Below are 24,643 nucleotides of genomic sequence, written 5' to 3'. Positions count from 1 at the left end.
GCTGGAAGAGGCGCTGCGTACCCGTGAAGGGATCCGCGGCACAGTGTTCCATGAAGGGATGTCCATCCTCGAGCGGGACAAAGCCTCCGCCTATTTCGCGCAAGAGGATGGTGGCGCTCAGGTGCTGCTCTGCTCCGAGATCGGCTCAGAGGGTCGCAACTTCCAGTTTGCCAGCCATCTGGTGCTGTTCGATCTGCCTCTCAACCCGGATCTGCTGGAACAGCGTATCGGCCGACTGGATCGTATCGGTCAGCAGAATACCGTCGAGATCCACGTTCCCTATCTGGAAGGGACTGCCCAGCGCGCCCTGCAGCTGTGGTATCACGACGGCCTAGACGCGTTCGAGCAGACCTGCCCGACTGCCCGCCCGGTATTCGAAGCGGTGCGTGACGAGCTGTTCGAACTGCTTGCCGCCAATACTGGTGATCAAGCCGCTCTGGATACCCTGCTGGCCAGGACACGGGAGATCCACGAGCCGCTCAAATCCCGCATGGAGCAGGGCCGTGATCGCCTGCTGGAGATCCACTCCAGCGGTGGCGAAGCCGCCCAGCAGCTGGTCGACAAGCTGGCCGCCGAAGATGACGACACCGGCATGATCTCCTTCGCCCTCAAGATGTTCGACGAGATCGGCGTCAATCAGGATGACAGGGGCGAGAATGCGCTGGTGCTGACGCCGGGGGATCATATGCTGGTCTCCAGCTTCCCGGGCTTGCCGCAAGACGGCATGACCATCACCTTCGATCGCAACACCGCCCTGTCGCGGGATGACATGGCGCTGCTCTCCTGGGATCACCCCATGATGCGCGGCGGTATCGACCTGATCCTGGGCTCCGAGATCGGTGCTACCTCGGTCGCACTGCTCAAGAACAAGGCGCTGCCCATCGGCTCCATCCTGCTTGAGCTGATCTTCGTTGCCGAGTCTGCGGCCCATCCCCAGCTCTACCGCTTCATGCCGCCGACCCCGATCCGTCTGCTGATGGACAAGAACGGCCAGAACCTGGGTGAGAAGGTGGCGTTCGATGCCTTCAACCGCCAGCTGACCCCGGTCAACCGCCACCTTGGCAGCAAGCTGGTCACGGCGTCACAGCCGGTGATCCACGGCCTGATTGGCAAGGGCCAGGTCATTGCCGACGAGCTGAAAGCCGGGATTGTCGACAAGGCCCGCGCCCAGATGGCGCAGACCCTGCAGCAGGATCTGGATCGTCTGGAAGCGCTCAAGGCAGTCAATCCGAACGTGCGCGACAGCGAACTGGATTATCTGCGCAATCTGCAGGCAGAATTGCACCACCTGATCGATCAGACCCAACTCAAGCTGGACGCAATCCGCTTTATCGTGGTCACCCATAACTGACAAGGTACCGACCGACAGCGGCCAGACCCAGCTCAAACTGGATACCCAATGCCGCTTTATCGTGGTCACCCATAACTACTGATGGGGGCTTGCCCCCACCTTCTGATGCGAGACATTTATGTTTGAATACTCACCGCCTCTGGAACCCTGGCTCGATATCCTGTTCAAGGACAAGGACATCATGGTGGTCAACAAGCCCACTGGCCTGCTGAGCGTCCCCGGGCGCGGCCCCGAGAATGAAGACAGCGTCCTGCATCGGGTGAAGCAGCAGCACCCCAAGGCGGCGGCAGCCCATCGCCTCGACATGTCCACCACTGGCGTCATTGTCATTCCCCTCAATCCCAATTCCCATCGGGAGCTGAGCCGACAATTTCGTGAGCGGGAGACCGAGAAGCACTACCTCGCCTGGGTGTGGGGCGAGCCGGAGGCAGACTCGGGTCAGGTCGACCTGCCGCTCTGCGTCGACTGGCCCAACCGCCCGAAGCAGAAGGTGGATCATGAAGAAGGACGCCACGCCCTGACCCTGTGGGAAAAACTGAAGGTGGAGAACGGCAACAGCCTGATCAAGCTGACCCCCATCACTGGTCGCTCCCATCAGCTGCGCGTCCATATGCTGGAGCTGGGGCACCCGATCCTGGGTGACAACCTCTATGCCCATCCGGATGCGCTGGCGGCGGCGCCCCATCTCTACCTGCATGCGGCCATGCTGACCATCAGCCACCCTCGCAGCGGCGAGCGGATGACCTTCGAAGCCCCGGCCCCCTTCCCGGTCTGAGCAGTGAAACCGTCAGATAACACCCGATAAAAAAGAAAGCCCCCATCGCGAGATGGGGGCTTTTTCGTTCAGGTCAGACGCGAATATCGATCCTGCTTCCGAGGGAAGCGCTGGCCGATGTCGGCGCTGCCGGAGCGGACTGCGCTGCCGTTGCCAGCAGTTTCAAAGCCGATTCGCCCTCCTGGGTCTGCTGCTTCTTGGCCAGGCTGGCCACCATCAGTGCAGAACCAAACGACGCATTTGCAGAGCTAGAAATATCCATTGTGTACCTCCTGCCTAAACACTATCGGCCAGAACGTGGCAGACATGAGCCATATCGTTCAGAGCAGGAATGCCTTGTTCGGCGCACGCCGTGCCAGCCAGCGCTCCTCCATCTCCAGCAGGGTTTGATAGGCCTTGGACGCCTGCTCCGGGCGGCTGAACAGATAGCCTTGTCCGTAGAGATGGATGTCGGTCAATGAACGCAGCACGTCAAGCTGCCCCTGGGTCTCGATGCCTTCACACACCAGCTTCTTGCCCAGCATGGAGCCCATGCGGCAGATGTTGGCCACCAGCTCGGCCGCCTCTATGGAGGTGTCTATGCCCTGGATGAAGGATCTGTCTATCTTCACCTTGCTCACCGGCAGCTTCTGCAGATAGCTAAGAGATGAGTAACCGGTCCCGAAGTCATCCAACGCCAGGTGAACCCCCTGCTGACTGAGATCCTGCATCAGCTGCAGCGAGTTCTTCACCTCGCGCATTGTGGTGTCTTCCGTCACTTCCAGTACCAGACAGGATGCGGGAATATGGTGTTCCATCAGCGCCTTGGCCACCAGCTTCAACAGGTTGCGCTGATACATGCCAGGGGAGATGTTGACGCACATCTGCAGATCGACCAAGCCCAGGTGCTGCCACTGGTGGAGCTGCTCGCACGCCGTGTTCAGCACCCAGCTCCCCAGCTTCTCGGCAAGCTGGAACTCTTCCGCCACCTGGATCACCTCGTTGGGCGGGATGAAGCCAAGCTCGGGATGACGCCACCTCAGCAGCGCCTCCACCGCCTCGCAGCGACCACTCTCCAGATTGACTATGGGTTGGTAATAGAGCTCCAGGGCATTGTGTTCCAGCGCCATCACCATGTCGGAGGCGAGGTGCTTGCGCCTAGCGGTTTCGTTGAGCAGGGAGCTGTCATAAATGACATAAGGCACATGGGTCTTGCGACTGTGGAACAGCGCCTGCTCCGCCCGGCTCAGCAGCTCCTGGGTCTGGTTGCTGTCCGTGGGGAAGAAGGCGATGCCTATGCCCACCTCCAGCCGGAAGGGGTAGCTGTCGATGATGATGTCTTGCTTGATGGCGTGGAGCACCCTAGCCACCAGCTCCCTGACCTGACGCAGGTCGCTGCTGTCCCGTTGCAGCATGGCGAGCTGATCGCCCCCGAGACGCGCCACCCACTCACCGTTTTCACACAGGGCACGAAGCCGCTTCGCTAGCTCCTGCAGCAGTATGTCCCCTGTGCTGTAGCCAAACTTGCTGTTGATGTCCCGAAAATCGTTGATGTCGATCAGCACCAATCCGAACGGAGTATCACGGCTGACATAGGACTCCATCTTCTCCAGCAAGGCCAGTCTGTTGGCCAGGCCAGTCAGCGGATCGACCCGGGCCGTTCTGAAATGACGCCTGGCTTCACGCACCAGCAGAGCGCTGAGCAGAATGACGGATATCACCAGGCCCAACACCATGAACAACAACGCATCGCGCAGCTGGCCGAAGCGCTTGTCATTGCCCGAATAGACATTGATGTTCTTCTGCATCATGGAGGCGAGAGAGTAGGAGAGCGGCTCCTGCAAGGGCGCAAGGGTCATCATGATCTGCTGGTAGTCCGGCATCCCCGGCTTCAGCCTGGTCAGCTCCGGCTCCAGCTTGCGAATATTGCTCTCGGTCAGCTGGACCAGCCGCAGCGTCTTCGGATTATCCGCCAGACTCTTGCGCAGCTGACCGCTCAGCAGTATGGGGGTGCGGCTCCACAGGATGTCGTAGCGCAGCAACAGGGTTTCATGGTCGATGCCGCCGTAGTGGTAAATCTCGACGGCATTGATAAAGCGCCCCAGCTCGAGCTGCAACTGCATCAATGCCCAAGAGACGTCATAGGTATACTTTTCCATCACCCGGGTCGCATTTTGTATCTGCACCAGGCAATACAGCGTGCTACCCGTGAATAACAGAATGGATAGATAAAGAACGCCGAGTAAGGGCCAGGCCCTGGTCTTCGCTTTCACCCAGTACTCCCGCAAGTCACCGTCTTTACTGCTGAATATCGATTGCGCTCAGTTGCCAGATCATCATGTCGGTGAACTCGGATCGCTTGAGTTCGGGATGCTGATCCAGCGGCAGGATAAACCAGAGCGGCCCTTTGTCACGTACCCGCATGGTCACCCCATCATCCTGCCAGGCCAAGATGGGATCGTATTGCCTGACCTTATCCCAGTTGATCCGGATCTGGAAACTATTCAAGGCGGTGAGCGTGATGCTCTTGCCGTTGGCCTTCACCGCCGTCAGCACGTCCGCCAGCTTGGGCCCCACGTATTTGTGCGGTTTGTCCACCCAGGGGTTGCTCGTCACTATCTCATGCTGTGGCAGGGCCTGGATCATGGCCATGTCGAAGGCAACCTCACCATCAGTCGGGTCGGCGGGATCCAGATTCCCCGTCACCTTGAGGATCACGGGCCCTTCGGGAGCGGCCAATGCCATGGTGGGGACGACAAGGGAAAACAGTAATGGGATCAGGCCTAATGTTCGCATGCTTACCTCAGATCATTTCACTATCAACAACTTCAGCTTAGTAGCACTAAAAAAAACGGCCCGCAAAAGCGAGCCGTTTGATGACTATGACGGAATTACATCATACCCATACCGCCCATGCCACCCATATCAGGCATGGCCGGGGTATCTTTCTTCGGCAGCTCGGAGATCATGCACTCTGTGGTGATCATCAGGCCGGCGATGGAAGAGGCGAACTGCAGGGCAGAACGGGTCACCTTGGTCGGATCCAGGATGCCCATGGCCAGCATGTCACCGTACTGTTCGGTGTAGGCGTTGTAGCCGAAGTTACCTTCACCGTTCTTCACGGCGTTGGCAATGACGGAGGCTTCTTCACCGGCGTTGATGACGATCTGACGCAGCGGAGCTTCCATGGCGCGCAGGGCGACCTTGATACCCACGTTCTGGTCTTCGTTATCACCACGCAGGGAGGCCAGCTTGGCAGCTACGCGCACCAGCGCCACACCACCACCGGCAACCACGCCCTCTTCTACGGCAGCGCGAGTGGCGTGCAGGGCATCGTCAACACGGGCTTTCTTCTCTTTCATCTCGACTTCGGTGGCAGCGCCAACCTTGATCACGGCAACACCGCCGGCCAGCTTGGCCACACGCTCTTGCAGCTTCTCACGGTCATAGTCGGAAGAGGTATCTTCGATCTGCTGACGGATCTGAGCCACGCGGCTCTCGATCAGGGCAGCATCACCCACGCCATCGATGATGGTGGTGTTCTCTTTGGTGATGACGATGCGCTTGGCACGGCCCAGATCTTCCAGGGTCGCTTTTTCCAGCTCCATGCCCACTTCTTCGGAGATCACGGTACCACCGGTCAGGATGGCGATATCCTGCAGCATGGCCTTGCGACGGTCGCCGAAGCCCGGCGCCTTGACGGCGGCGACTTTGACGATGCCGCGCATGGTGTTGACCACCAGGGTCGCCAGCGCTTCACCTTCCACATCTTCGGCCACGATGATCAGCGGTTTGCCCGCCTTGGCCACGCCTTCCAGCACCGGCAGCATTTCGCGGATGTTGGAGATCTTCTTGTCCACCAGCAGGATGAAGGGATCATCCAGCTCGACGGAGCCGGTTTCCGGCTTGTTGATGAAGTAGGGGGAGAGGTAGCCACGGTCGAACTGCATGCCTTCGACGACAGCCAGCTCGTCTTCCAGACCCTGACCGTCTTCTACGGTGATCACGCCGTCACGGCCGACCTTGTCCATGGCTTCGGCGATCAGTGCACCCACTTTCTCGTCGGAGTTGGCGGAGATGGTACCGACCTGAGCGATGGCGTTGTTGTCGGCGCAGGGCTGGGACAGGGCCTGCAGCTCGGCGACGGCGGCCACGACGGCCTTGTCGATACCGCGCTTCAGATCCATGGGGTTCATGCCGGCAGCGACGGCCTTCAGGCCTTCGTTGACGATGGCTTGCGCCAGTACGGTGGCAGTGGTGGTACCGTCACCGGCGGCGTCGTTGGCCTTGGAAGCGACTTCCTTGACCATCTGGGCGCCCATGTTCTGGAACTTGTCTTCCAGCTCGATCTCGCGGGCAACGGAGACGCCATCCTTGGTGATGGTCGGGGCGCCGAAGGACTTGTCCAGTACCACGTTGCGGCCTTTCGGGCCCAGGGTCACCTTGACGGCGTCGGCCAGGATGTTGACGCCTTCCAGCATTTTGATGCGGGCTTCGTTGCCAAACTTAACTTCTTTAGCTGCCATGTTCTTCAGTCCTTAAATCAATTCGGGAAAAGGGGGAGGTGATTACTCTTCGACAATCGCCAGGATGTCGGTCTCGGACAGGATCAGCACGTCCTGGCCATCCAGCTTCTCGGTCTTCACGCCGTAGCCTTCGTTGAAGATCACCTTGTCACCCACCTTGACGGCGAGGGCTTTGACATCGCCATTGTCCAGAATTCGGCCAGTCCCCACGGCAAGAACTTCACCACGGGTGGACTTCTGGGCCGCAGTGCCAGTCAAGACGATGCCGCCAGCGGATTTGGCTTCAGCTTCGATGCGCTTGATGATGACGCGGTCGTGCAGTGGACGAATTTTCATCGATAACTCTCCCAAAATGAGTCTCTGTGTTGCTTGAGGAATGGCCGCAGTCGGCCAAATTTGTTATGCCCCTGATCTGGGGCAATTTGGGTAGCCCTTCAAGGGCAAATACAAAAAAAATATTTTCACGTACTATGAGTATCTTCGATGGATCACCCACCCCCAATCAGGAAGGCGGATGGACGCGGCCAGCATTTAGGCCCAGAGCACATAGAGACCCTGCCTTGAGCCGACCCAATCCCATGCTGACCGAGCCCATGACGCCAGTGCTGCTGCGCATGACGGGCCCCATGATCCTCGGCATCGTTGCCATCCTCGCCTTCAACCTGGTCGATACCTTCTTCATCGGCATGCTGGGTACCCAAGCGCTCGCCGCCATCAGCTTCACCTTCCCGGTCACCTTCGTGGTCACCTCCCTCACCATGGGGCTGGGAGCGGGACTGTGCGCCTTGCTCGGTCATGCCCTGGGCCAGGGCCGTCACGACGAGGCCGCCCGCATCACCACCGACTGCCTGTTCCTCGCCGTCATCCTGGTGACCCTGCTCGCCGTGCTGGGGGCCTTGACCATAGAGCCCCTCTTTACCTTGCTGGGCGCCAGCGCCGAGCTCATTTCCCTCATCCATGACTACATGCTGATCTGGTATCTGACCGTGCCCATGCTGGTCATCCCCATGGTCGGCAATGCCGCCATCCGGACCACAGGGGATACCAAGACCCCCAGCCTGGTGATGGGGGTGGCCGGTCTGGTCAACGGGGTGCTGGATCCCCTGCTCATCTTCGGGCCCGGCCCTTTCCCCGAATGGGGCATCCGCGGCGCCGCCATCGCTACCTCGATCTCCTGGCTGATGGCCATGCTGGTCAGCCTGCACATACTGCGCAAGCGGGAGCAACTGCTGTCATGGCGCCTCTCCCCTCGCCCGCGGCTGCTGGCCCACTGGCGCGCCCTGTTGCAGGTGGCGGTGCCCGCCTCCTTCACCAACATGCTCAATCCGCTGGCCAACGCCGTACTGATGGTCATCTTCGCCGGCCTGGGTACCGAGGTGGTGGCCGCCTATGGCGCCGCCTCCCGGGTGGAAGCGCTGCTGCTGATCGTGATGATGGCGCTCTCTTCCGTGCTGGCCCCCTTCGTCTCGCAGAACTGCGGGGCGGGCAATCCGGCGAGGGCCAGGGCCGCCCTGCTGCTCTGCATGCGGTTCGCCCTGCTGTTCCAGCTCGCCATCTATGGCCTCGTCTGGCTGCTGGCCCCCCTCATCGCCAACCTGTTCAGCGATCACCCTCAGGTAGTTCGGCTGATCGTGCTCTACCTGCATCTGGTGCCCATCGGCTACGGTTTTCAGGGCATGGTGATGTTGCTGGCCTCGGCCCTCAACGGGGTCAGAGCCTCGACGGTGTCATTCGTCTTCAACGGCATGCGGCTGTTTGTCTTCTTGCTGCCAGGGGCCTGGCTGGGGGCAAAGCTGGGGGGAGAGCAGGGGATCTATATGGGGATATTGCTGGCAAACCTGGCGGCGGGGCTGCTGGCCTGGGGCTATGCCCACCGCAGGTTTGAGGGGCTCTGCCATCAGGTCCACCCCTGACGGCGAGGGCCCCGATATGGCGGCCGACGCTGTTCACTCACTCCTTGCGTTCAAATTCGCCTTCGATTGTGGTTCCGCCACCCTTGGCCCGATCCGGCTGCCCCTCGCCAGGGCGCGCCTCGAACGGCGGTTGCTGCCCCTGGAAGCCTCCCATCTGCATCCTGAACTGGCTGCTGCCCACCAGCTTGTCGGCCAGCCGGTTGCGCAGCCAGGGCTGCAGCAGCAGGATGCCGAAGAAGTCGGTCACGAAACCCGGAATGATCAGCAGCAGACCGGCCAGCGCCAGCATCATGCCTCCCATCACCTCGCGGCCCGGCATCTCGCCCTGCTGCATCTTCTGCTGGGCGCTGAACAGGGTCTTGATCCCCTCGCTGCGCACCAGGGAAGAGCCCAGCACCGCGGTCAGCACCAGCAGGCCCACGGTCGGCAAGGCACCAATTACCGAGCCCACCTCTATCATCACGGTGAGCTCCAGCAATACCAGGCCAACCAACAACAGTAACAACTTGCCCATAGCAACCTCAGTGCGGTGAATAAATGAACCTGCCATCGCGCAGTCAGCGGAGTATGGCCCATGCCAACTCGTCATCGCGCAGGTCTCTTGTCACTAAAATGGGGAGCCATGGCGGTTTTTCAAGTCCGCGGCGTCAGACAACCCGGGTTCGGGAGAAATATTTGGTCGCCCAACTGTGATTGAAGTGATTGTTCTGTCAAAGTTAATCGCTCAATTGCAATATCTGTTTAATGACCACAAGATATTTGGGGTTGCCTCAAATTTAGTGATCCAAGTCTAATATCAGATACCTCAATTGAGGTAAGATCTATCCCAGTCATTGCACAGGGGAGCTATCGGTTCCCCACTGCCCCACCCGATGTGTGGTGCTTCAGGATGAAATGTGCGTAAGGAAGTCGCGACCACTCGGTGAGGATCGTTTCCATTTATCTGATTTCTGAGGCATTACAATGAGCGACATCAAGAACGTCCGCATTGAAGAAGACCTGCTGGGCACCAAAGAAGTTTCCAACGATCTCTATTACGGTGTGCATACCCTGCGCGCCGTCGAGAACTTCAAGATCAGCACTCAGAAGATTTCTGACGTTCCCGAATTTGTCCGTGGCATGGTGCTGACCAAGAAGGCCGCCGCACTCGCCAACGGTGAGCTGGGCACCATACGTCCCGAAATCGCTGACAAGATCATCGAAGCCTGTGACCTGATGCTGAACACCGGCAAATGCTTCGACCAGTTCCCGGTCGATGTCTATCAGGGCGGCGCCGGTACCTCCGTCAACATGAACACCAACGAAGTGCTGGCCAACATAGCACTCGAGTTGATGGGTCTGGAGAAGGGCCGTTACGACGTCATCAACCCCAACGATCACGTCAACAAGTGCCAGTCCACCAACGACGCCTACCCCACAGGTTTCCGCGTGGCCGTGGTCAACAGCACAGACACCACCCTGCATGCCCTGGAAGCGCTGATCGCTGCCTTCGATGCCAAGGCTGCCGAATTCAAGAGCATCCTGAAGATGGGTCGTACCCAACTGCAGGATGCCGTCCCCATGACCCTGGGTCAGGAGTTCCATGCCTTCGCCGTCACCCTGCGCGAAGAGATCAAGTCCATCAAACGTTGCCAGGAGCTGCTGCTGGAAGTGAACCTGGGCGCCACCGCCATAGGTACCGGCCTGAACACCCCGCCCGAGTACTCCGCCCTGGCCATCAAGCGCCTGGCCGAGATCACCGGTCGCGCCTATGTGCCGGCAGAGGATCTGATCGAAGCGACCTCCGACTGCGGCGCCTATGTGATGCTGCATGGCGCCATCAAGCGTCTGGCCATGAAAATGTCCAAGATCTGTAATGACCTGCGTCTGCTCTCCTCTGGCCCGCGTACCGCGCTCAAAGAGATCAACCTGCCGGAAATGCAGGCGGGCTCTTCCATCATGCCGGCCAAGGTCAACCCCGTCATCCCGGAAGTGGTCAACCAGTCCTGCTTCAAGGTGTTCGGCAACGACGTCACCATCACCTTCGCCGCCGAAGCCGGTCAGCTGCAGCTGAACGTCATGGAGCCGGTGATTGGTCAGGCCATGTTCGAATCCCTGAGCCTGATGGAAAAAGCCTGCATCTCCCTGCGCGAGAAGTGCGTGGAAGGCATCACCGCCAACCCGGAAATCTGCATGAACCACGTGCTGAACTCTATCGGCATCGTGACCTACCTGAACCCCTTCATCGGTCACCACGAAGGTGACATCGTCGGCAAGATCTGTGCCCAGACCGGCAAGAACGTCCGCGAAGTCGTGCTTGAGCGCGGCCTGCTGACCGCCGAGCAACTGGACGAGATCCTCTCCATCGAGAACCTGATGAATCCGCAATACAAGGCCAAGCGTTACACCCGCGAAGCCACCGTATAACCGGAATCCTGGGCCGGGTATATCCCGGCCCCATAGAGTCAGTTCCCGAGCGGCCTCCTGCTAGTCCCGTCGGGAATTGGCTTTCTGCCTAATAAAACCTAAAAAAACTGGAAAATGGAGTGTTCGCTATGATTGGAATCGAGTTACTTGTGGTGCTCGCCGCTATCTATCTGGGGGCCCGGATAGGCAGCATCGGCATCGGCTTTGCCGGTGGTCTGGGGGTGCTGGTACTGACCTGGGGTCTGGGCATGCCCATCCCGAGCGATCAGCTGGTTGCCTACCTCCCCTGGGACGTGATCATGATCATCGCGTCCGTCATCTGCGCCATCGCCTGCATGCAGCTCGCTGGCGGGATGGACTACCTGGTGCACCTGGCAGAGAAGGCACTGCGCAAGAATCCCAAGCACATCACCTTCGCCGCCCCCGTCGTCACCTACCTGATGACCATGCTGGCCGGTACCGGTCACACCGCCTTCTCCACCCTGCCGGTGATAGCAGAAGTGGCCAAGGAGCAGGGCATTCGCCCCTCCCGTCCGCTCTCCATCGCGGTCGTTGCCTCCCAGATCGCCATCACAGCCTCGCCCATCTCGGCAGCCGTGGTCGCCTTCTCCGGCATGCTGGAGCCGCTCGGTGTCGACTACCTGACCCTGCTGGCCATCTGCATCCCGTCCAGCTTCATCGCCTGTCTGCTGGGGGCCTTCGTGGCCAACATGCTGGGCAAGCCGCTGGAGCAAGATGAAGTCTACCTGGAGCGCAAGGCCAAGGGCCTGATCAAGCTGCGCGGCACCAGCAAGGTTGAGCTCAAGCCTTACGCCAAGCTCTCCGTCGGCATCTTCGTCGTCGCCATCGTCGCCGTGATGGCCTATGCCACCGCCATCTCCGGCAACGTGGGCCTGATCGCCAGCCCGCCCATCCCCCGCGATGGCGCCATCATGGGCATCATGCTCTCCGCCGCCACCCTGATGGTGCTGTTCTGCAAGCTGGACGCAGCCCAGATCACCAACATGCCGACCTTCAAGTCCGGTATGTCCGCCTGTATCTGCGTACTGGGTGTGGCCTGGCTCGGCAACGTCTTCGTGAAGGGCAACATGGTCGAGATCCAGGCGTTCGCCGGCGATCTGCTGAGCCAGTACAGCTGGCTGCTGGCCGTGGTGCTGTTCTTCTCCTCCATGCTGCTCTACTCCCAGGGTGCCACCACCAAGGCACTGATGCCGGCCGCACTGGCACTGGGCGTCAGCCCGCTGGCGGCCATCGCCTCCTTCGCCGCCGTGAGCGCCCTGTTCGTGCTGCCGACCTATCCGACCCTGCTGGCGGCGGTCGAGATGGACGACACCGGCTCCACCCGCATCGGCAAGGCGGTGTTCAACCACCCCTTCTTCATCCCGGGCGTGGCCACCATTGCCATGGCAGTGGCGCTGGGCTTCTTCTTCGGCGGTCTCATCCTCTGATAGCGAGCAACTCCTTGCCAAACGGCCCTTCGGGGCCGTTTTTTTATGTCCGGCCGCCGCGAATGGCCCCCGAACGCCCATGAAAAAAGCCGCTCAAGGGAGCGGCTCTCGTCATCAGGGGCAAACCCTCAGGGGGTCTGCCGGGTACCGAAGTAGTCGGCGAGGAAGTCATCGAACGACAGACTGTCACCGCGCTCCCGCTCCCGCTGCTTGGCCAGGGAGTCCCGCGCCTCGCCGGCGAAGTAGGCCTCATCCCAGTACTGCAGCTCACCGCTCAGCATCTCTTCCCGGTAACGGCTCGCCAGAGCGTCACCGAAGCAGCCGTTGTCCTGGCCGCTTTCCAGCAACTGCTTGAGCAGGCGGGCGGAGTAGGTCAGCTCGGGGTTGAGCAGCTTCTCCTTGTGCATGGCCAAGGTCTCGCGGTAACGGTTGCGACCGCAGCAGCGATCCAGCAGTTCGGCGACCTGGGCCAGCTCGTCGAACAGCTTGAGCCCGTACTCCTTGAGACCGATGGCGTTGCCCTGCTCGTCTTCCAGCTCGAGGCCGGGGCGGCGCCCTTCCAGCACCACCTTGTTCTGGTTGCGACGGTTGCGGGCTATCTCCTCGTCACTCAGCACGGGAGACGGGCGCAGCAGGCACCAGACCAGGAAGAGATCGAAGAAGCGGATCTGATCCACCTCTATGCCAAAGGGAGTGAAGGGATTGACGTCCACGGTGCGCAGCTCTATGTATTCGATGCCGCGCTGCTCCAGCGCATCCGAGGGCTTCTCGCCGCTGCGCGGGGTGCGCTTGGGCCGGATCGGGGCGTACAGCTCGTTCTCCAGCTGCAGCACGTTGTCGTTGAGCTGACGGTACTCGCAGTTCACCTTGACCCCTATCTTGGCAAACTCGGGATCATGGGTATTGATGGCCCGGCGCAGGCTGCTCACGTAAGCGGGCAGGTTGTCATGGCTGATCTTGAGCCCCGCCTGGGCGCTGTTGGTGTAACCGAGATCGGACAGACGCAGGGCGGTGGCATAGGGCAGATAGAGGGTCCCCTTGCCAATCTTCTGGAACGGCAGGCTGCTCTTGCGCCCCTTGAGGAAGGAGTCACAGATGGCCGGGGAGGCGCCGAACAGATAGGGCACCAGCCAGCCGAAGCGGTAGACGTTGCGGATCAGCCCCATGTACTTGTCGGAGATGAAGCGCTGGCTGCAGCACCCCTCGCCCACCAGATCCTGCCACTCGCACCAGAAGCTGTCCGGCATGGAGAAGTTGAAGTGCACCCCGGCGATCACCTGCATCAGGCTGCCGTAACGGTTCTTCAAGCCCTGGCGATAGAGGGTCTTCATCCGGCCTATGTTGGAGCTGCCGTACTGGGCCAGGCGGATGCTCTCCTCGTCGCCGACGAAGCAGGGCATGGAGAGGGGCCAGATCCGCTCATCCCCCAGGTGGTGAATGGCGTGGCGATGGATATCGCCAAGCTGCTCGATCAGGCTCTCGATGGAGTCGGTCGCCGGGGTGATGAACTCCAGCAGGCTCTCGGAGTAGTCGGTGGTGATGTTGGCATGGGTCAGGGCCGACCCCAGGCCTCTGGGGTGATCGGTCTGGGCCAGGTTCCCTTCCGGGGTGATGCGCAGACATTCACGTTCGATCCCGCGCCGGATCCCCTTGAGGGCGGCCACCCGATCCGGGGTGCCCAGCGCGGTCAGCAACTCGGTGAGCGACAAGCTAGTAGTAGTCATATTCACGGCTCATGTATGGCCGCCCCACCTGGGGCGGCGCTCATTTTTTTGCAACGCCCCTCAGGGCAGTTGCAGCGGATAGATGGGAAGATGAAGCTCGCTCAAGGGTTTTTCAAGCTTTTGCTTGTCCCCCACCACCACAATCACCATGTCGGCCGGGTCGAGCCAGCGTGCCGCACTGGCTTTTAGCGTCTCAGGCGACACCGTTTTGATCAGCTGGTTCTGGGCCTGCACATAGTCCGGCTTCAGCCCATACATGATCATCTGCAGCAGGAAGCCCGCCTTCTGACCGAGGGTCTCGTAGGAGAGCGCATCCTGCTGGGAGACGGCGCTGCGCATATAGGCCAGCTCCACCGGGGTGGGCCCGCTCGCCCGGTAGCCATCCATCTCCTTGAGGAACTGGCGGATGGCATCCGCGGTGGCATCGGTGCGCACGTTGGCGCCGGTGGCGAAGATGCCGGCCTCGCGGTTCGCCTGGAAGCCCGAGCTGGCACCATAGGTGTAGCCCTTGTCTTCCCGCAGGTTGAGGTTGATGCGGCTGTTGAAGTTGCCCCCCAGGTTGAAGTTCATCAGGTTGGCGACGAAGTAGTCCCCGGTGGTGTCAAACGGCATGGCACGGCGGCCGATGCGGATCACCGACTGGGGCGCCCCCGGCTTGTCCACCAGGTAGATGCCCGGCTTGGCCTGCTCCCCCTTGAGCTTGAGATCCCCCAGGGTCGGGGCAGGCCCCTGCCACTGGGTGAGGAAGCCGAGCTGCTGTTCGACCTGTTGCTGGGTCACATCCCCGGTCACCACCACCTTGGCATTGGTCGGGTTGTAGTAGGCGTGATAGAAGCGCTTCACGTCCGCCAGGGTCAGCTTCTCGACATCGGTCAGCACCCCGTCGGTCGGCTGACCTAGGCGGTTCTGTTCGCCGTAGACCAGCTCACGGAACGCCTGCCCCGCCAGCCACTCGGGCTGCTGCTCGCTCTGCTTCATGCCTTGCAGCATCTGCGCCTTGAGCCGCTCGAAGTCCGCCTCCCGCAGGCCGGGTTGCAGCAGCACCTCGCGCACCAGCGCCAGCGTCTGGGGCAGCTTGTCGGTCAGGCTGCTGATGGTGATGAGGTTGTTGTACTGGGCGGTCGAGACGCTGATGCTGGCGCCGAGCTTTTGCAGCTCGTCGCTGAGCTCGGCCTCGGAGAGGCGCGCCGTTCCCTGCCCCAGCATGGCGGCGGTGAGACTGGCCAGCCCCAGCTCGCCCTTGCCCTCGGCCCGGATGCCGCCCGGCAGGGCGATCATGATGGAGACGGCCGGGATCTCGTCACTCTGGGTGCCGATGATCTCGATGCCCTTGTCCAGCTTGCCATGCCAGATGGCCGGCACCTTGACGCTGACCGCCTCCGCCGTCTTGGGCTCCACGCTGCGATCGAAACTGTCCTTGACCGTTTGCTGGGCCAGCGGCTCCCCATGTTGGCTGTAATCCGGCAGCTCGCGCTTGGCCGGGTTGAAGTTCGGCGTGCCCGCCTGCCACTGGGTCTTGCCCTTGGGCACCACGCTCAGCACCACCGAGGGCTTGTTCGCGATGAACTTGTCGTAGGCCGCCTTGACCTGCTGGGCGTTCACCTGACCTATGGCATCCAGGTTCTTGAACACATAGTTGGGATCCTGGGCCAGCACCTGACCCATGGCGAGCTGGCTCACCTTGCCGGACACGCTGTCCAGCCCCCAGATGGCCGAGGCGCGATAGCTGCTGATGGCCTTCTCCAGATCCTCTGGCTTGATGCCGCGACCGGCAAACTCGCCGATCACCTTGTCCACTTCCCCCTTGAGGGTCTTGAGGCTGCCATCCACCGCCGGGTTAGGGTAGGCGTAGACCGCCAGGGTACAGGCCAGCTCCTCGCAGGAGTGGGAGGCCCCTACCTCGATGGCCTTGCCTGTCTTGACCAGGGACTGATAGAGCATGGAGCTGGCGGAGCCGCCGAGCACGTCGGCAAAGATGTCCAGCGCCGGCTCCTGGGGGTCGCCGAGGGAGACGGTCGGATAGCTGATGTAGAGCAGCGGCAGGTGCACCTTGTCTTCCAGCGTCACATAGCGGGTCTCGGGCAGGGTCGCAGGCTCCGGCGTCGGCTCGGCCACCTCGGGGCCACGGGGGATGGGGCCGAAGTACTGCTCAATCCAGGCCAGCGCCTGCTTGGTGTCGAAATCGCCGCCCAGGGTGAGGGTGGCGTTGTTCGGACCATACCAGCGCAGGAAGAACTGCTTGAGGTCGTTCACATCGACCCTGTCCAGATCCTCCACATAGCCGATGGGCTGCCAGGAGTAGGGATGGGTGCGCGGATAGAGCGCCTCCCCCACCTTCTCGCTCAGCAGGCCGTAGGGCTGGTTGTCGATGCGCTGGGCTCGCTCGTTCTTGACGGTGGCGCGCTGGATCTCGAACTTCTTCTGGCTCACCGCATCGAGCAGGAAGCCCATGCGATCCGCCTCCAGCCAGAGCACCTTCTCCAGCTGGTTGGCCGGTACCGTCTCGAAATAGTTGGTCCTGTCCTTGTTGGTGGTGCCGTTCATCTCGCCACCGGCCTCGTTGATGATCCGCATGTGCTCCTGATCGCCAACGTGCTTGGAGCCCTGGAACATCATGTGCTCGAAGAAGTGGGCAAACCCCGACTTGCCGACCGTTTCGCGGGACGATCCCACGTGATAGGTGACATCCAGGTGCACCAGAGGGTCAGACTTGTCCGGCGCCAGGATCACGGTCAGGCCGTTGTCCAGCTTGTACATCTGATAGGGAATGCCGAGCTTGCCTTCCTGCTTGACCTGCTCGGACACCAGGGTGGGCGCTGCCAGTGCGGGCAGGGAAAACCCCAGGAGAATGCTTAATGGAATGAGTTTGTTCACGGTTACCTCGTGAGTGACAAAAATGGGCTAGAAGATCTGGCTGGCCAGCAGAAACACCAGGGCATAACGAAACAATTTGCCGAGCCCGATCAGGATGAGAGAGCGCCAGAAGGAGAAGCGAAGCCAACCGGCCAGCAGGCAGAGGCCATCGCCAATCACCGGCGTCCAGGCGAGCAGCAGGCACCAGTGACCATGTTGTTTGAGCCAGGTGAGCGCCTTTTGTTCCCCACGGCCTTGAAAATCTTCCGGTTTTTTCTTCGATGTGGCGAGTCGGCCGAGCCACCAGGTGGTCATGGAGCCGAGGGTGTTGCCCAGCGTCGCCCACAGCAGCAGGCTGGCCATGCTCCACTCTCCCCGGGTAGCCATGGCCCCCAGCAGCACTTCCGAGCTGCCGGGCAGCAGGGTGGCCGAGGTGAAGGCACTCAGAAACAGCCAGCCCAACCCCATCTCGGCAATGTCGTTCATCCGGGCTGGCCGTCGGCGGCAGGCATGCGCAGCAGCAGCTTGCCCCGCACATGGCCGCCCTCGATAGCCTGATGGGCCAACGCCCCTTCCCCCAGCGGGTACTCGCCGGAGATGGTGATATGCACATCCCCCTGACGCAGCAGCATCAGCACCTGGGTCAGCTGCTTCTGATCGGGGTGCACCAGCATGCCGAGCACCTCAATGCCCGCCTCGGCCCCCGCCTCCTTGATCTGCTGGGCCGTGATGGTGGGCACAGTCACCAGGCGGCCACCCGGTTTGACGCAGGCCAGCGCCGCCTTGCCGCTCTCGCCGCCCACCAGATCCAGCACCAGATCCACCGGGCCGCCGGCCGCCACCACCTGTGAAGGCCAGTCGGCGTCGTGGTAATCCACCATCTGGCTGGCCCCGAGCCCGTGCAGGAAGCTGTGGTTGTCAGGCCCTGCCGTGACCACCACCTGGGTCCCGTAGGCGGCGGCAAACTGCACCGCCAGATGGCCCACGCCACCGGCACCAGCCAGGATCAGCACCCGCTGACCGCCCTTGAGGGCTCCATGCTCGAACAGTCCCTGCCAGGCGGTGAGGCCCGCCAGCGGCAGTGCCGCCCCTTGCTTGAGGCTGACCCCATCGAGCTTGACCAGCTCGTCTTCGCGCGCCACCACAGATTCCGCATAGCCACCGGCCGTCAGGGGAAAGCCCACCATGCCGCACACCTTATCCCCTTCCACCAGGGTGGTGACATTGGGGCCGACCTTCTCCACCACGCCGGAGACGTCATAGCCCGGGGTCCAGGGCAGCTTGTCCTTGTTCTGGGCCGCCGCCCAGCCAAGGCCGGCCCGGGTCTTGGCATCTATGGGGTTGACCCCCGCAAAGCAGATGCGTACCCGGACTTCCCCCTCGGCGGGCACCTTGTCGAGGGAGGGGTTGAGCCGAAGTACCGAGGGGTCGCCGAATGCGGTAATCTGTAGCTGCGTCATTGCACAATCCATCCTGTTGATTGATCAAGGATCAACAGAATAACAGCGAGGACACCATGGCTCGAATGTTTCTTATTCCTCTGTTGCTGGCCCTGGGATGGTGGACGTTTCTGCTCTACTTCCGCATCCCGCTCAAGCAGGGGGCCAAGGGGTTTTACTGGATCATCGGCATAGGTGGGGGGCTCGCCGCCTTCTTCAGCCTGATGATGGTGCTCACCCACTGACGCCGTCTGCGGCAACAAAAGGGCCACCCTGAGGTGGCCCGGATCTCAACCCGCCTGTGAACTGAGGTGGTAGTGGCGATTGCTGCCCTGCCCCAGCACCCCCTCTGCCAGCAGATGGTGGAATACACGGTCCACCTCTTCCAGCGACAGGGAGAGGGCTTCTGCCACCTTGCGCTTGCTGCACTTGAGCTCGCCGCTCTCCAGCGCGCTGCGCACCTGGGCCACCACGGCCGGTGCGGGCTCGGGTCTGCTCACCACCATGGGCGCGGCGGCGGCTGATTCGATCTGGCGCGCTTCGGCCTGCTCCCTCGCCCGCAGCCACTGCCATTGACGGCGGAAGCGGTTCTCCTCGCCGATCAGGCTGACGAAAAAGGCACCGAACGCATCCAGCAACACCGAGAGGAAGCAGACCAGCAGGAACTGCACCTGGCTGATGCTCATGCCCACCCCATCCGCCAGGCTGCTCATCAGCCCCAGCATGGAGGACTGCTCATTGACAGGCTTGGCGTCGCGCTCCTGGCGCAGCTCATCCTGCTTCAACCTGAGCCGGGTGTTGGCCTGCTGCAATCCGCTCACGCCGCTGGAGATCCGCGCCATCTCTATGTACTTGCGCGCCGCCTCCTCGTTGAGCTGGATCTGCCGCTCTATGCTGGCGATCTGCTCGTCGAAACGGGCTATCTCCCGCTCGTGGCGTGCCTGCTGGCTCAGTATGGTGTTGGTGGCGCTGTTGATGCCGCCTATGCTGCCACCTATGGAGATGGCGGCCAGCACGCTGTAAAACAGCAGTGACCAGAAGGCACCCCCGAGATCCCGGCGCGCCTTGCACTCCCCATACTCGTACCAGACATAGAACTTGCCCAGCTCGAAGATGATGGCCAGGCCGCCAAACAGCCACTTCATCAGCGGGTTGTCGTCGATGGAGAGAAACAGCAGCAGGGAGAAGACGATGGAGGCCAGAATGGCCAACCCGGTAAAACTGTACACCGTGGTCAGTGCGAACCAGCCCTTGGGATAGCGCAATGCGGCAGGAGCCTGTGTGGTCATGATGAAGAGGGAGTGCCGTGCAGGAAAAGTTGGCTGCCGATTATAGTCAGCGGGCGGTCGGAGAGAAGGGCAAATACCTGAATTCCTTCATATGGATAACCAGCTGTCCATAGTGCGACCAAAACGGACAAATCGGCAGCAGAAAACCGCTACAATCCACCTCAGACTTGAAGGGCATGTTTCGTTGTGCCCGGGTTCAGCCCGGCGCGCTACACTGACTCCCTATTGCCATTATCCGAGGCCATCATGAACAGAACGACTAAGCTGCTGCTCTCCCTTCTTCTGGTTGCCGGCACCTCCACCTCATCGGTCCAGGCTCAGGAGCAGGGGAATCAAACTTTCTCCGTTGACGAGCTCACCTTCAAACTGGACTGGAATGACACCCAATTTGACTGGTCGCAGACCGGCTGTCTGGATCTTGGGGTCGGTGAGGAGACCTCACCCGATTGCAAGGGCGTGAAGCTCAACCTGGATGATGAGGCGCTCCGCAACCAGCCCCCCAGCAGCAACCAGATCCCGACCAGCCAGGAAGAGTAACTCGTCACCCCAGGAGCATCTCTGATATGACCCACTTCAAGCGCAATACCATCATGCTGTGCGCTCTGCTGATGGCCCAGGGCGTCGCCTTTGCGGCCCCTCCCTCCAAGAACAACGACGACGTCAGGATCTCCACCGATCGAGGCCAGATCAGCCTGGATTGGGACGACAAGGAGTATGGCTGGTGGCAGGACAACTGTCTGGATGTCAGCACCCGCAGCAGCCGCATCAAGCTCAACTGTGACAACATGGATGGCAAGTATCGCGACCACTACAACCGCAGCATCCACAGCGGCAACAACCCGGGCAAGGGCCACGACAAGGACGACTGGGACAATCACGGCAACGGGAAGAACAAGGACAAGGGAAACGGGAAAGGCAAAAACAAGTGATGGTTCAGGGGCCCCGGCCCCTGAATGCGGCCACCTGTACAGGCGGTGGCCGCCATATCCTACGCTCGGCTCACGAGCCCCGGGAACAGGCAACTGCCATTCTGCCATTCTGCCAACCCAGGCTCAATGGAACACCTTGATACCCTTGGCAAAAAAGTATGAACCTGGCCATTTCACGAACGTTCACCGCCCATTTCTGACAATATTCACAACGATGATGCCAGGATCCTGTTCCGCCCCGGTTAAGGCTGGCGGCGATAGACTGCCTCTCCTCCAGCCGTCATCGAGGCCATCATGCGCAATACCATCTCCCATCTGCTCGCCCGGTTACTGAACAGCGGCGCTGCATTTGAAGCCCCTCTTGCCCGGCGCAGCGCCGCCCAGGATCCCGGCTCCCGCCCGGAAGCACAGGGAGCGAGACGGCCGCCACAGGGCAATAACGCCTGCGCCGAGAGCTCTGGCGAGCACGACGGTGACAAGGTAGGCCGCTGACCGCCCCTGCGGGCGTCTACCAGTAATTTTCCACGCTGATGTTGCCGGGGGCCCGGCGCAGGTTCTTGGCAAGGCCAAGCTCCAGCAGGGTTAGCTGCGTCTCCTTCACCATGGCGGGGTTGCCGCAGATCATCACCTGGCTGTGCTCGGCCGAGAAGGTGAGCCCGACCCTGGCCTGCAGCTCGCCGCTGGCGATGGCCGCCGGGATCCGACCGGGCAACGTACCGGGCCAGGATTCGCGGCTGACGAAGGGCACATACTGAAAACGGGGCCCATACTGCTCGACCAGGCTGGTAATCAGGCCCTGATAGGTGAGCTCCTCCCCCTTGCGCACCCCCTGTACCAGCACCAGATTCTCGAAACGCTCGAATGCCTCCCCCTCCGCCAGCATGGCGAGGAAGGGGCCTATGGCCGTGCCGGTGGAGAGCAGCCAGAGATCCCGTCCCGGCGGGAGCTCGTCCAGGGTCAGGAAACCCGTGGCCTGGGACTGAACCAGCAAAGCATCGCCCGGTTGCAAGGCTCCGAGGGAGGGAGTCAGTTCGCCGTCCAGGATCTCCACCAGATAGAATTCGTGATAGGGGGCTGAGGGGGGATTGACGAAGGAATAGGCGCGCTGGATCCGCTGCTCGCCCCGTTGCAGGGCCAGCTTGGTAAATTGCCCCGCCTTGTAGGGGGCGAGATCCGCCGCTATGCGCAAGGAAAACAGGGTGGGCGTCCACTCGATGCGCTCGAGTACCCGACCTTCGACCCAGGCTGCCATACAGGTTCTCCTCCAAAAGAACAGAACCTCACTCTACCCCTTGATCCCCTCTTGATTCAAAAAGAAAAAAACCCGCGCATGTGCGCGGGTTTTTTCTGCAAAGCGAATCGCTATTACAGAGCAACAACCTGGATCTGTACGGTTGCCTTGACGTCAGCGTGCAGCTGAACAACAACTTCGTACTCGCCGGTGTTACGCAGAACGTTGCCCATACGGACTTCGCTCTTGGCAACGGCGACGCCGGCAGCAGTGATGGCTTCAGCCACGTCACGGGTACCGATGGAACCGAACAGCTTGCCTTCGTCGCCAGACTTGGAGGCGATGACAACGGCAGCCAGTTCACCCAGCTTGGCAGCGCGCTCTTCAGCGGCGGCTTTACCGGCAGCCAGTTTGGCTTCCAGTTCAGCACGGCGAGCATCGAAGGTCTCGATGTTGGCCTTGGTAGCCATAACGGCTTTGCCTTGCGGGATCAGATAGTTACGGGCGTAGCCAGCTTTAACAGCGACTTGATCACCCAGACCGCCCAGTTTGGCGATTTTGTCGAGCAGGATAACTTGCATTACCTTTCCTCTATAAAAGTTGAGTTAGGCTTAAGTGCCGGACCGATTCTTACTTGTTGTGCAGATCGGTGTACGGCAGCAGAGCCAGGTAACGAGCACGCTTGATGGCGCGTGCCAGCTGACGCTGATACTTGGCGCGGGTACCGGTGATACGGCTCGGTACGATCTTGCCAGATTCAGTGACGTAGTTTTTCAGAGTAACGATATCTTTGTAGTCGATCTCGGTAACGTTCTCGGCGGTGAAGCGGCAGAACTTACGACGACGGAAATAACGTGCCATGGCCTTTATCCTCTAATGCGGTGATCTAAGAATTACTCTTCGGAAGACGCTTCAACAGCATCTTCGCGGCGCTCGTCGTCACGACGGGTGAAGCGCTCTTCCTTGGCCTTGGCCATCGGAGAAACTTCAGTCACGGCGTGCTTGGTGCGCATGATCATGTTGCGGATAACGGCATCGTTGAAGCGGAAGTTGGTTTCCAGTTCGTCGATAACGGCCTGCTCAGCTTCTACGTTCATCAGAACATAGTGAGCCTTGTGCAGCTTGTCGATCGGGTAAGCCAGTTGACGACGGCCCCAATCTTCCAGGCGATGAATGGTGCCACCAGCGGTGGTGATAGCGCCGGTGTAACGCTCGATCATGCCAGGTACTTGCTCGCTCTGGTCCGGATGAACCATGAAGACGATTTCGTAATGACGCATTTTAGCTCCTTACGGATTAATTCAGCCTCCGCCCAGGTGCAGCCAGACCTCGGAGGCAAGGAACATAGTGGTGTTTAGACGCTGCTTTCTAGGGCGGCGTATTGTACGAAATCACATCTCCCACTGCAACTGGCGTCGACAGATGTTTTTGTCGATGACCTTGATGCAAAACTTCAATTGATAACAATTATCATTTAGATCTATGCTATCTCCATGCTCTTATGGAGGGTGACACCATGCAACCCGCATTGACCACGGCCATCCCGGCCCGCAAATTCAAGCTGACCCTGCTTGGCCCCGCCTTCATCGCCGCCATCGGCTACATAGATCCGGGCAACTTCGCCACCAACATCCAGGCCGGATCCACCTTCGGTTATCAACTGCTGTGGGTGGTGGTCTGGGCCAACCTGATGGCCATGGTGGTGCAGACCCTCTCCGCCAAGCTCGGCATAGTCACTGGCAAAAATCTGGCGGAGCACATCCGCGACCGCCTGCCCAAACCGGCGGTCTGGGCCTACTGGGTGCAGGCGGAGATCATCGCCATGGCCACGGATCTCGCCGAGTTCATCGGCGCTGCGGTGGGCTTCAAACTGCTGTTCGGGGTGACCCTGCTGGAAGGGGCCTGCATCACGGCCGTGGTCACCTGGGGCATTCTCATGCTGCAATCTCGCGGCCAGAAGCCGCTGGAATTCGTGGTTGGCGGTCTGCTGCTGTTCGTGGCCGCCGCCTATATAGTCGAACTGGTCTTCTCCCGTCCCCATCTGCCCAGCCTGCTGGAGGGCGCCCTCTTCCCCGGCCTGCCCAACGGCGATGCCGTCTATCTCGCCGCCGGCGTGCTGGGGGCGACAGTGATGCCCCACGTCATCTACCTCCACTCGGCGCTGACCCAGCACACCCAGGATCAGGGCACGGTCCCCCAGCGGCTGCACAGCACCCGGGTGGACGTCGCCATCGCCATGACCATAGCCGGCTTCGTCAACCTGGCCATGATGGCCATGGCCGCCGCAGCCTTCCACGACTCGGGCCACCTGCAGGTGGCGGAGCTGGAAACGGCCTACCAGACGCTCACTCCCTTGCTGGGTCAGGCTGCCGCCACCCTGTTCGGCCTCTCCCTAGTCGCATCCGGCATCTCCTCCACAGTGGTCGGGACCCTGGCAGGCCAGGTGGTGATGCAGGGCTTCGTGCGCTTCACCATACCGCTCTGGCTGCGCCGGGCCATCACCATGGCCCCCGCCTTCGTGGTGATCGCCATGGGGCTCAACACCACCGAGATCCTGGTGCTGAGCCAGGTCATTCTGAGCTTTGGCATAGCGCTGGCACTGATTCCGCTGCTGATCCTGACCGGCGATCGCACCCTGATGGGGGAGCATCGCAACCATCCTCTGACCCAGGCAGTCGGTCGTCTCATAGTCGCCCTGGTGATCGGCCTCAACGCCTATCTGCTGGTCACCATGATCTAGTGCTCACTCCGCCATCTTGGGGCCGGCTCGTTAACAGAGG

General features: G+C 61.0%; 25 protein-coding genes (1 of these 25 only partly in view). 10 read left to right on the top strand and 15 right to left on the bottom strand.

Annotated features, from left to right (window positions below; translation table 11 throughout):
- Both rapA and rluA read left to right on the top strand, forming a co-directional pair.
- Positions 1-1,351: the 3' portion of an RNA polymerase-associated protein RapA gene (gene rapA, locus OC537_RS18835; protein ID WP_262113545.1), read on the top strand. 1,517 nt of this gene lie to the left of the window's left edge; the window shows 1,351 of its 2,868 coding nt (coding positions 1,518-2,868); its start codon lies off the left edge, out of view; its stop codon occupies positions 1,349-1,351.
- Positions 1,352-1,469: 118 nt separating this feature from the next.
- Positions 1,470-2,126, top strand: coding sequence for a bifunctional tRNA pseudouridine(32) synthase/23S rRNA pseudouridine(746) synthase RluA (gene rluA / locus OC537_RS18830; protein ID WP_106884959.1), 657 nt, complete (start codon positions 1,470-1,472; stop codon positions 2,124-2,126).
- A 73-nt stretch (positions 2,127-2,199) separates the two neighbouring features.
- On the opposite strand, the gene OC537_RS18825 is transcribed toward rluA, so the two are convergent.
- The 5 genes from OC537_RS18825 to OC537_RS18805 all read right to left on the bottom strand — a co-directional run bounded on the left by OC537_RS18825 (position 2,200) and on the right by OC537_RS18805 (position 6,967).
- On the bottom strand, positions 2,200-2,388 hold the full coding sequence (locus tag OC537_RS18825) for a hypothetical protein (RefSeq protein WP_106884960.1): 189 nt from the start codon (positions 2,386-2,388) through the stop codon (positions 2,200-2,202).
- 58 nt (positions 2,389-2,446) lie between these two features.
- Entirely contained in the window at positions 2,447-4,378 is a 1,932-nt protein-coding gene (locus tag OC537_RS18820; protein WP_262113539.1) for a putative bifunctional diguanylate cyclase/phosphodiesterase, read from the bottom strand.
- Positions 4,379-4,403: 25 nt separating this feature from the next.
- Positions 4,404-4,901 (bottom strand): molybdopterin-binding oxidoreductase, encoded by a 498-nt coding sequence (locus tag OC537_RS18815; protein ID WP_111913181.1) that lies wholly within the window; start codon positions 4,899-4,901, stop codon positions 4,404-4,406.
- A 95-nt stretch (positions 4,902-4,996) separates the two neighbouring features.
- Positions 4,997-6,631 carry a chaperonin GroEL gene (gene groL / locus OC537_RS18810; protein WP_025325745.1) on the bottom strand — a complete coding sequence of 545 codons (1,635 nt, stop codon included), beginning with the start codon at positions 6,629-6,631 and terminating at the stop codon, positions 4,997-4,999.
- Positions 6,632-6,673: 42 nt separating this feature from the next.
- Positions 6,674-6,967, bottom strand: a complete 294-nt coding sequence (locus tag OC537_RS18805) for a co-chaperone GroES (protein ID WP_005309514.1) — start codon at positions 6,965-6,967, stop codon at positions 6,674-6,676.
- Positions 6,968-7,209: 242 nt separating this feature from the next.
- On the opposite strand from OC537_RS18805, the gene OC537_RS18800 reads away from it, so the two are divergent.
- Positions 7,210-8,544: an MATE family efflux transporter gene (locus OC537_RS18800; protein WP_262113799.1), complete on the top strand. Its 1,335-nt coding sequence runs from the start codon at positions 7,210-7,212 to the stop codon at positions 8,542-8,544.
- Between the two features lie 37 nt (positions 8,545-8,581).
- Here OC537_RS18800 and OC537_RS18795 read toward each other — a convergent pair whose 3' ends face one another.
- On the bottom strand, positions 8,582-9,058 hold the full coding sequence (locus tag OC537_RS18795; RefSeq protein ID WP_163135551.1) for an FxsA family protein: 477 nt from the start codon (positions 9,056-9,058) through the stop codon (positions 8,582-8,584).
- A gap of 449 nt (positions 9,059-9,507) precedes the next feature.
- Between OC537_RS18795 and aspA the strand changes: the two genes are divergently transcribed.
- Entirely contained in the window at positions 9,508-10,950 is a 1,443-nt protein-coding gene (aspA, locus tag OC537_RS18790) for an aspartate ammonia-lyase (protein ID WP_106884964.1), read from the top strand.
- Positions 10,951-11,078: 128 nt separating this feature from the next.
- Positions 11,079-12,398, top strand: a complete 1,320-nt coding sequence (locus OC537_RS18785; RefSeq protein WP_106884965.1) for an anaerobic C4-dicarboxylate transporter — start codon at positions 11,079-11,081, stop codon at positions 12,396-12,398.
- Positions 12,399-12,526: 128 nt separating this feature from the next.
- Here OC537_RS18785 and gshA read toward each other — a convergent pair whose 3' ends face one another.
- Genes gshA through OC537_RS18765 form a run of 4 tightly spaced genes read right to left on the bottom strand, consistent with a single transcriptional unit; the run spans position 12,527 to position 18,435 of the window.
- Positions 12,527-14,122 carry a glutamate--cysteine ligase gene (gene gshA / locus OC537_RS18780; protein ID WP_262113533.1) on the bottom strand — a complete coding sequence of 532 codons (1,596 nt, stop codon included), beginning with the start codon at positions 14,120-14,122 and terminating at the stop codon, positions 12,527-12,529.
- Between the two features lie 60 nt (positions 14,123-14,182).
- Positions 14,183-16,996 (bottom strand): M16 family metallopeptidase, encoded by a 2,814-nt coding sequence (locus OC537_RS18775; protein WP_262113530.1) that lies wholly within the window; start codon positions 16,994-16,996, stop codon positions 14,183-14,185.
- A gap of 27 nt (positions 16,997-17,023) precedes the next feature.
- On the bottom strand, positions 17,024-17,461 hold the full coding sequence (locus tag OC537_RS18770; protein WP_106884967.1) for a YqaA family protein: 438 nt from the start codon (positions 17,459-17,461) through the stop codon (positions 17,024-17,026).
- Positions 17,458-18,435, bottom strand: coding sequence for an NADP-dependent oxidoreductase (locus OC537_RS18765; protein WP_262113526.1), 978 nt, complete (start codon positions 18,433-18,435; stop codon positions 17,458-17,460). Before OC537_RS18765 ends, OC537_RS18770 begins: the two co-directional genes overlap by 4 nt.
- Positions 18,436-18,491: 56 nt before the next feature.
- Here OC537_RS18765 and OC537_RS18760 point away from each other — a divergent pair, with 56 nt between their 5' ends.
- The gene (locus OC537_RS18760; protein ID WP_262113804.1) at positions 18,492-18,659 is read left to right on the top strand and encodes a hypothetical protein; all 168 of its coding nucleotides are present in this window, start codon (positions 18,492-18,494) and stop codon (positions 18,657-18,659) included.
- Between the two features lie 45 nt (positions 18,660-18,704).
- On the opposite strand, the gene OC537_RS18755 is transcribed toward OC537_RS18760, so the two are convergent.
- Positions 18,705-19,703 (bottom strand): Preprotein translocase subunit SecY, encoded by a 999-nt coding sequence (locus OC537_RS18755; protein WP_162520010.1) that lies wholly within the window; start codon positions 19,701-19,703, stop codon positions 18,705-18,707.
- A gap of 246 nt (positions 19,704-19,949) precedes the next feature.
- On the opposite strand from OC537_RS18755, the gene OC537_RS18750 reads away from it, so the two are divergent.
- From OC537_RS18750 to OC537_RS18740, 3 genes are all read left to right on the top strand, one after another.
- On the top strand, positions 19,950-20,240 hold the full coding sequence (locus tag OC537_RS18750) for a hypothetical protein (protein WP_171275434.1): 291 nt from the start codon (positions 19,950-19,952) through the stop codon (positions 20,238-20,240).
- Positions 20,241-20,266: 26 nt separating this feature from the next.
- Complete coding sequence (locus OC537_RS18745) at positions 20,267-20,632, top strand: hypothetical protein (RefSeq protein WP_262113524.1); 366 nt, start codon at positions 20,267-20,269, stop codon at positions 20,630-20,632.
- A gap of 294 nt (positions 20,633-20,926) precedes the next feature.
- Positions 20,927-21,124 (top strand): hypothetical protein, encoded by a 198-nt coding sequence (locus OC537_RS18740; protein WP_262113523.1) that lies wholly within the window; start codon positions 20,927-20,929, stop codon positions 21,122-21,124.
- 16 nt (positions 21,125-21,140) lie between these two features.
- Here the strand turns inward: OC537_RS18740 and OC537_RS18735 are convergent, their stop codons facing one another.
- The 4 genes from OC537_RS18735 to rpsF form a co-directional block, all read right to left on the bottom strand.
- A complete protein-coding gene (locus OC537_RS18735) occupies positions 21,141-21,884 on the bottom strand; it encodes a ferredoxin--NADP reductase (protein ID WP_262113522.1) in 744 nt (247 codons plus the stop codon).
- Positions 21,885-21,997: 113 nt separating this feature from the next.
- Complete coding sequence (gene rplI / locus OC537_RS18730; RefSeq protein ID WP_005331773.1) at positions 21,998-22,444, bottom strand: 50S ribosomal protein L9; 447 nt, start codon at positions 22,442-22,444, stop codon at positions 21,998-22,000.
- Between the two features lie 49 nt (positions 22,445-22,493).
- Positions 22,494-22,724: a 30S ribosomal protein S18 gene (gene rpsR / locus OC537_RS18725; RefSeq protein ID WP_005313392.1), complete on the bottom strand. Its 231-nt coding sequence runs from the start codon at positions 22,722-22,724 to the stop codon at positions 22,494-22,496.
- 32 nt (positions 22,725-22,756) lie between these two features.
- A complete protein-coding gene (gene rpsF / locus OC537_RS18720; protein WP_005331771.1) occupies positions 22,757-23,143 on the bottom strand; it encodes a 30S ribosomal protein S6 in 387 nt (128 codons plus the stop codon).
- Positions 23,144-23,379: 236 nt separating this feature from the next.
- On the opposite strand from rpsF, the gene OC537_RS18715 reads away from it, so the two are divergent.
- Entirely contained in the window at positions 23,380-24,603 is a 1,224-nt protein-coding gene (locus tag OC537_RS18715; RefSeq protein WP_234690104.1) for an Nramp family divalent metal transporter, read from the top strand.
- Positions 24,604-24,643 lie beyond the last annotated feature (40 nt).

The sequence above is a fragment of the Aeromonas sp. Marseille-Q5825 genome (assembly GCF_946892685.1).
Taxonomy (GTDB): Bacteria; Pseudomonadota; Gammaproteobacteria; order Enterobacterales; family Aeromonadaceae; genus Aeromonas; species Aeromonas rivipollensis.
The sequence above is the reverse complement of the archived record's forward strand: the minus strand, read 5'-3'. Positions and strand labels throughout refer to the sequence as shown.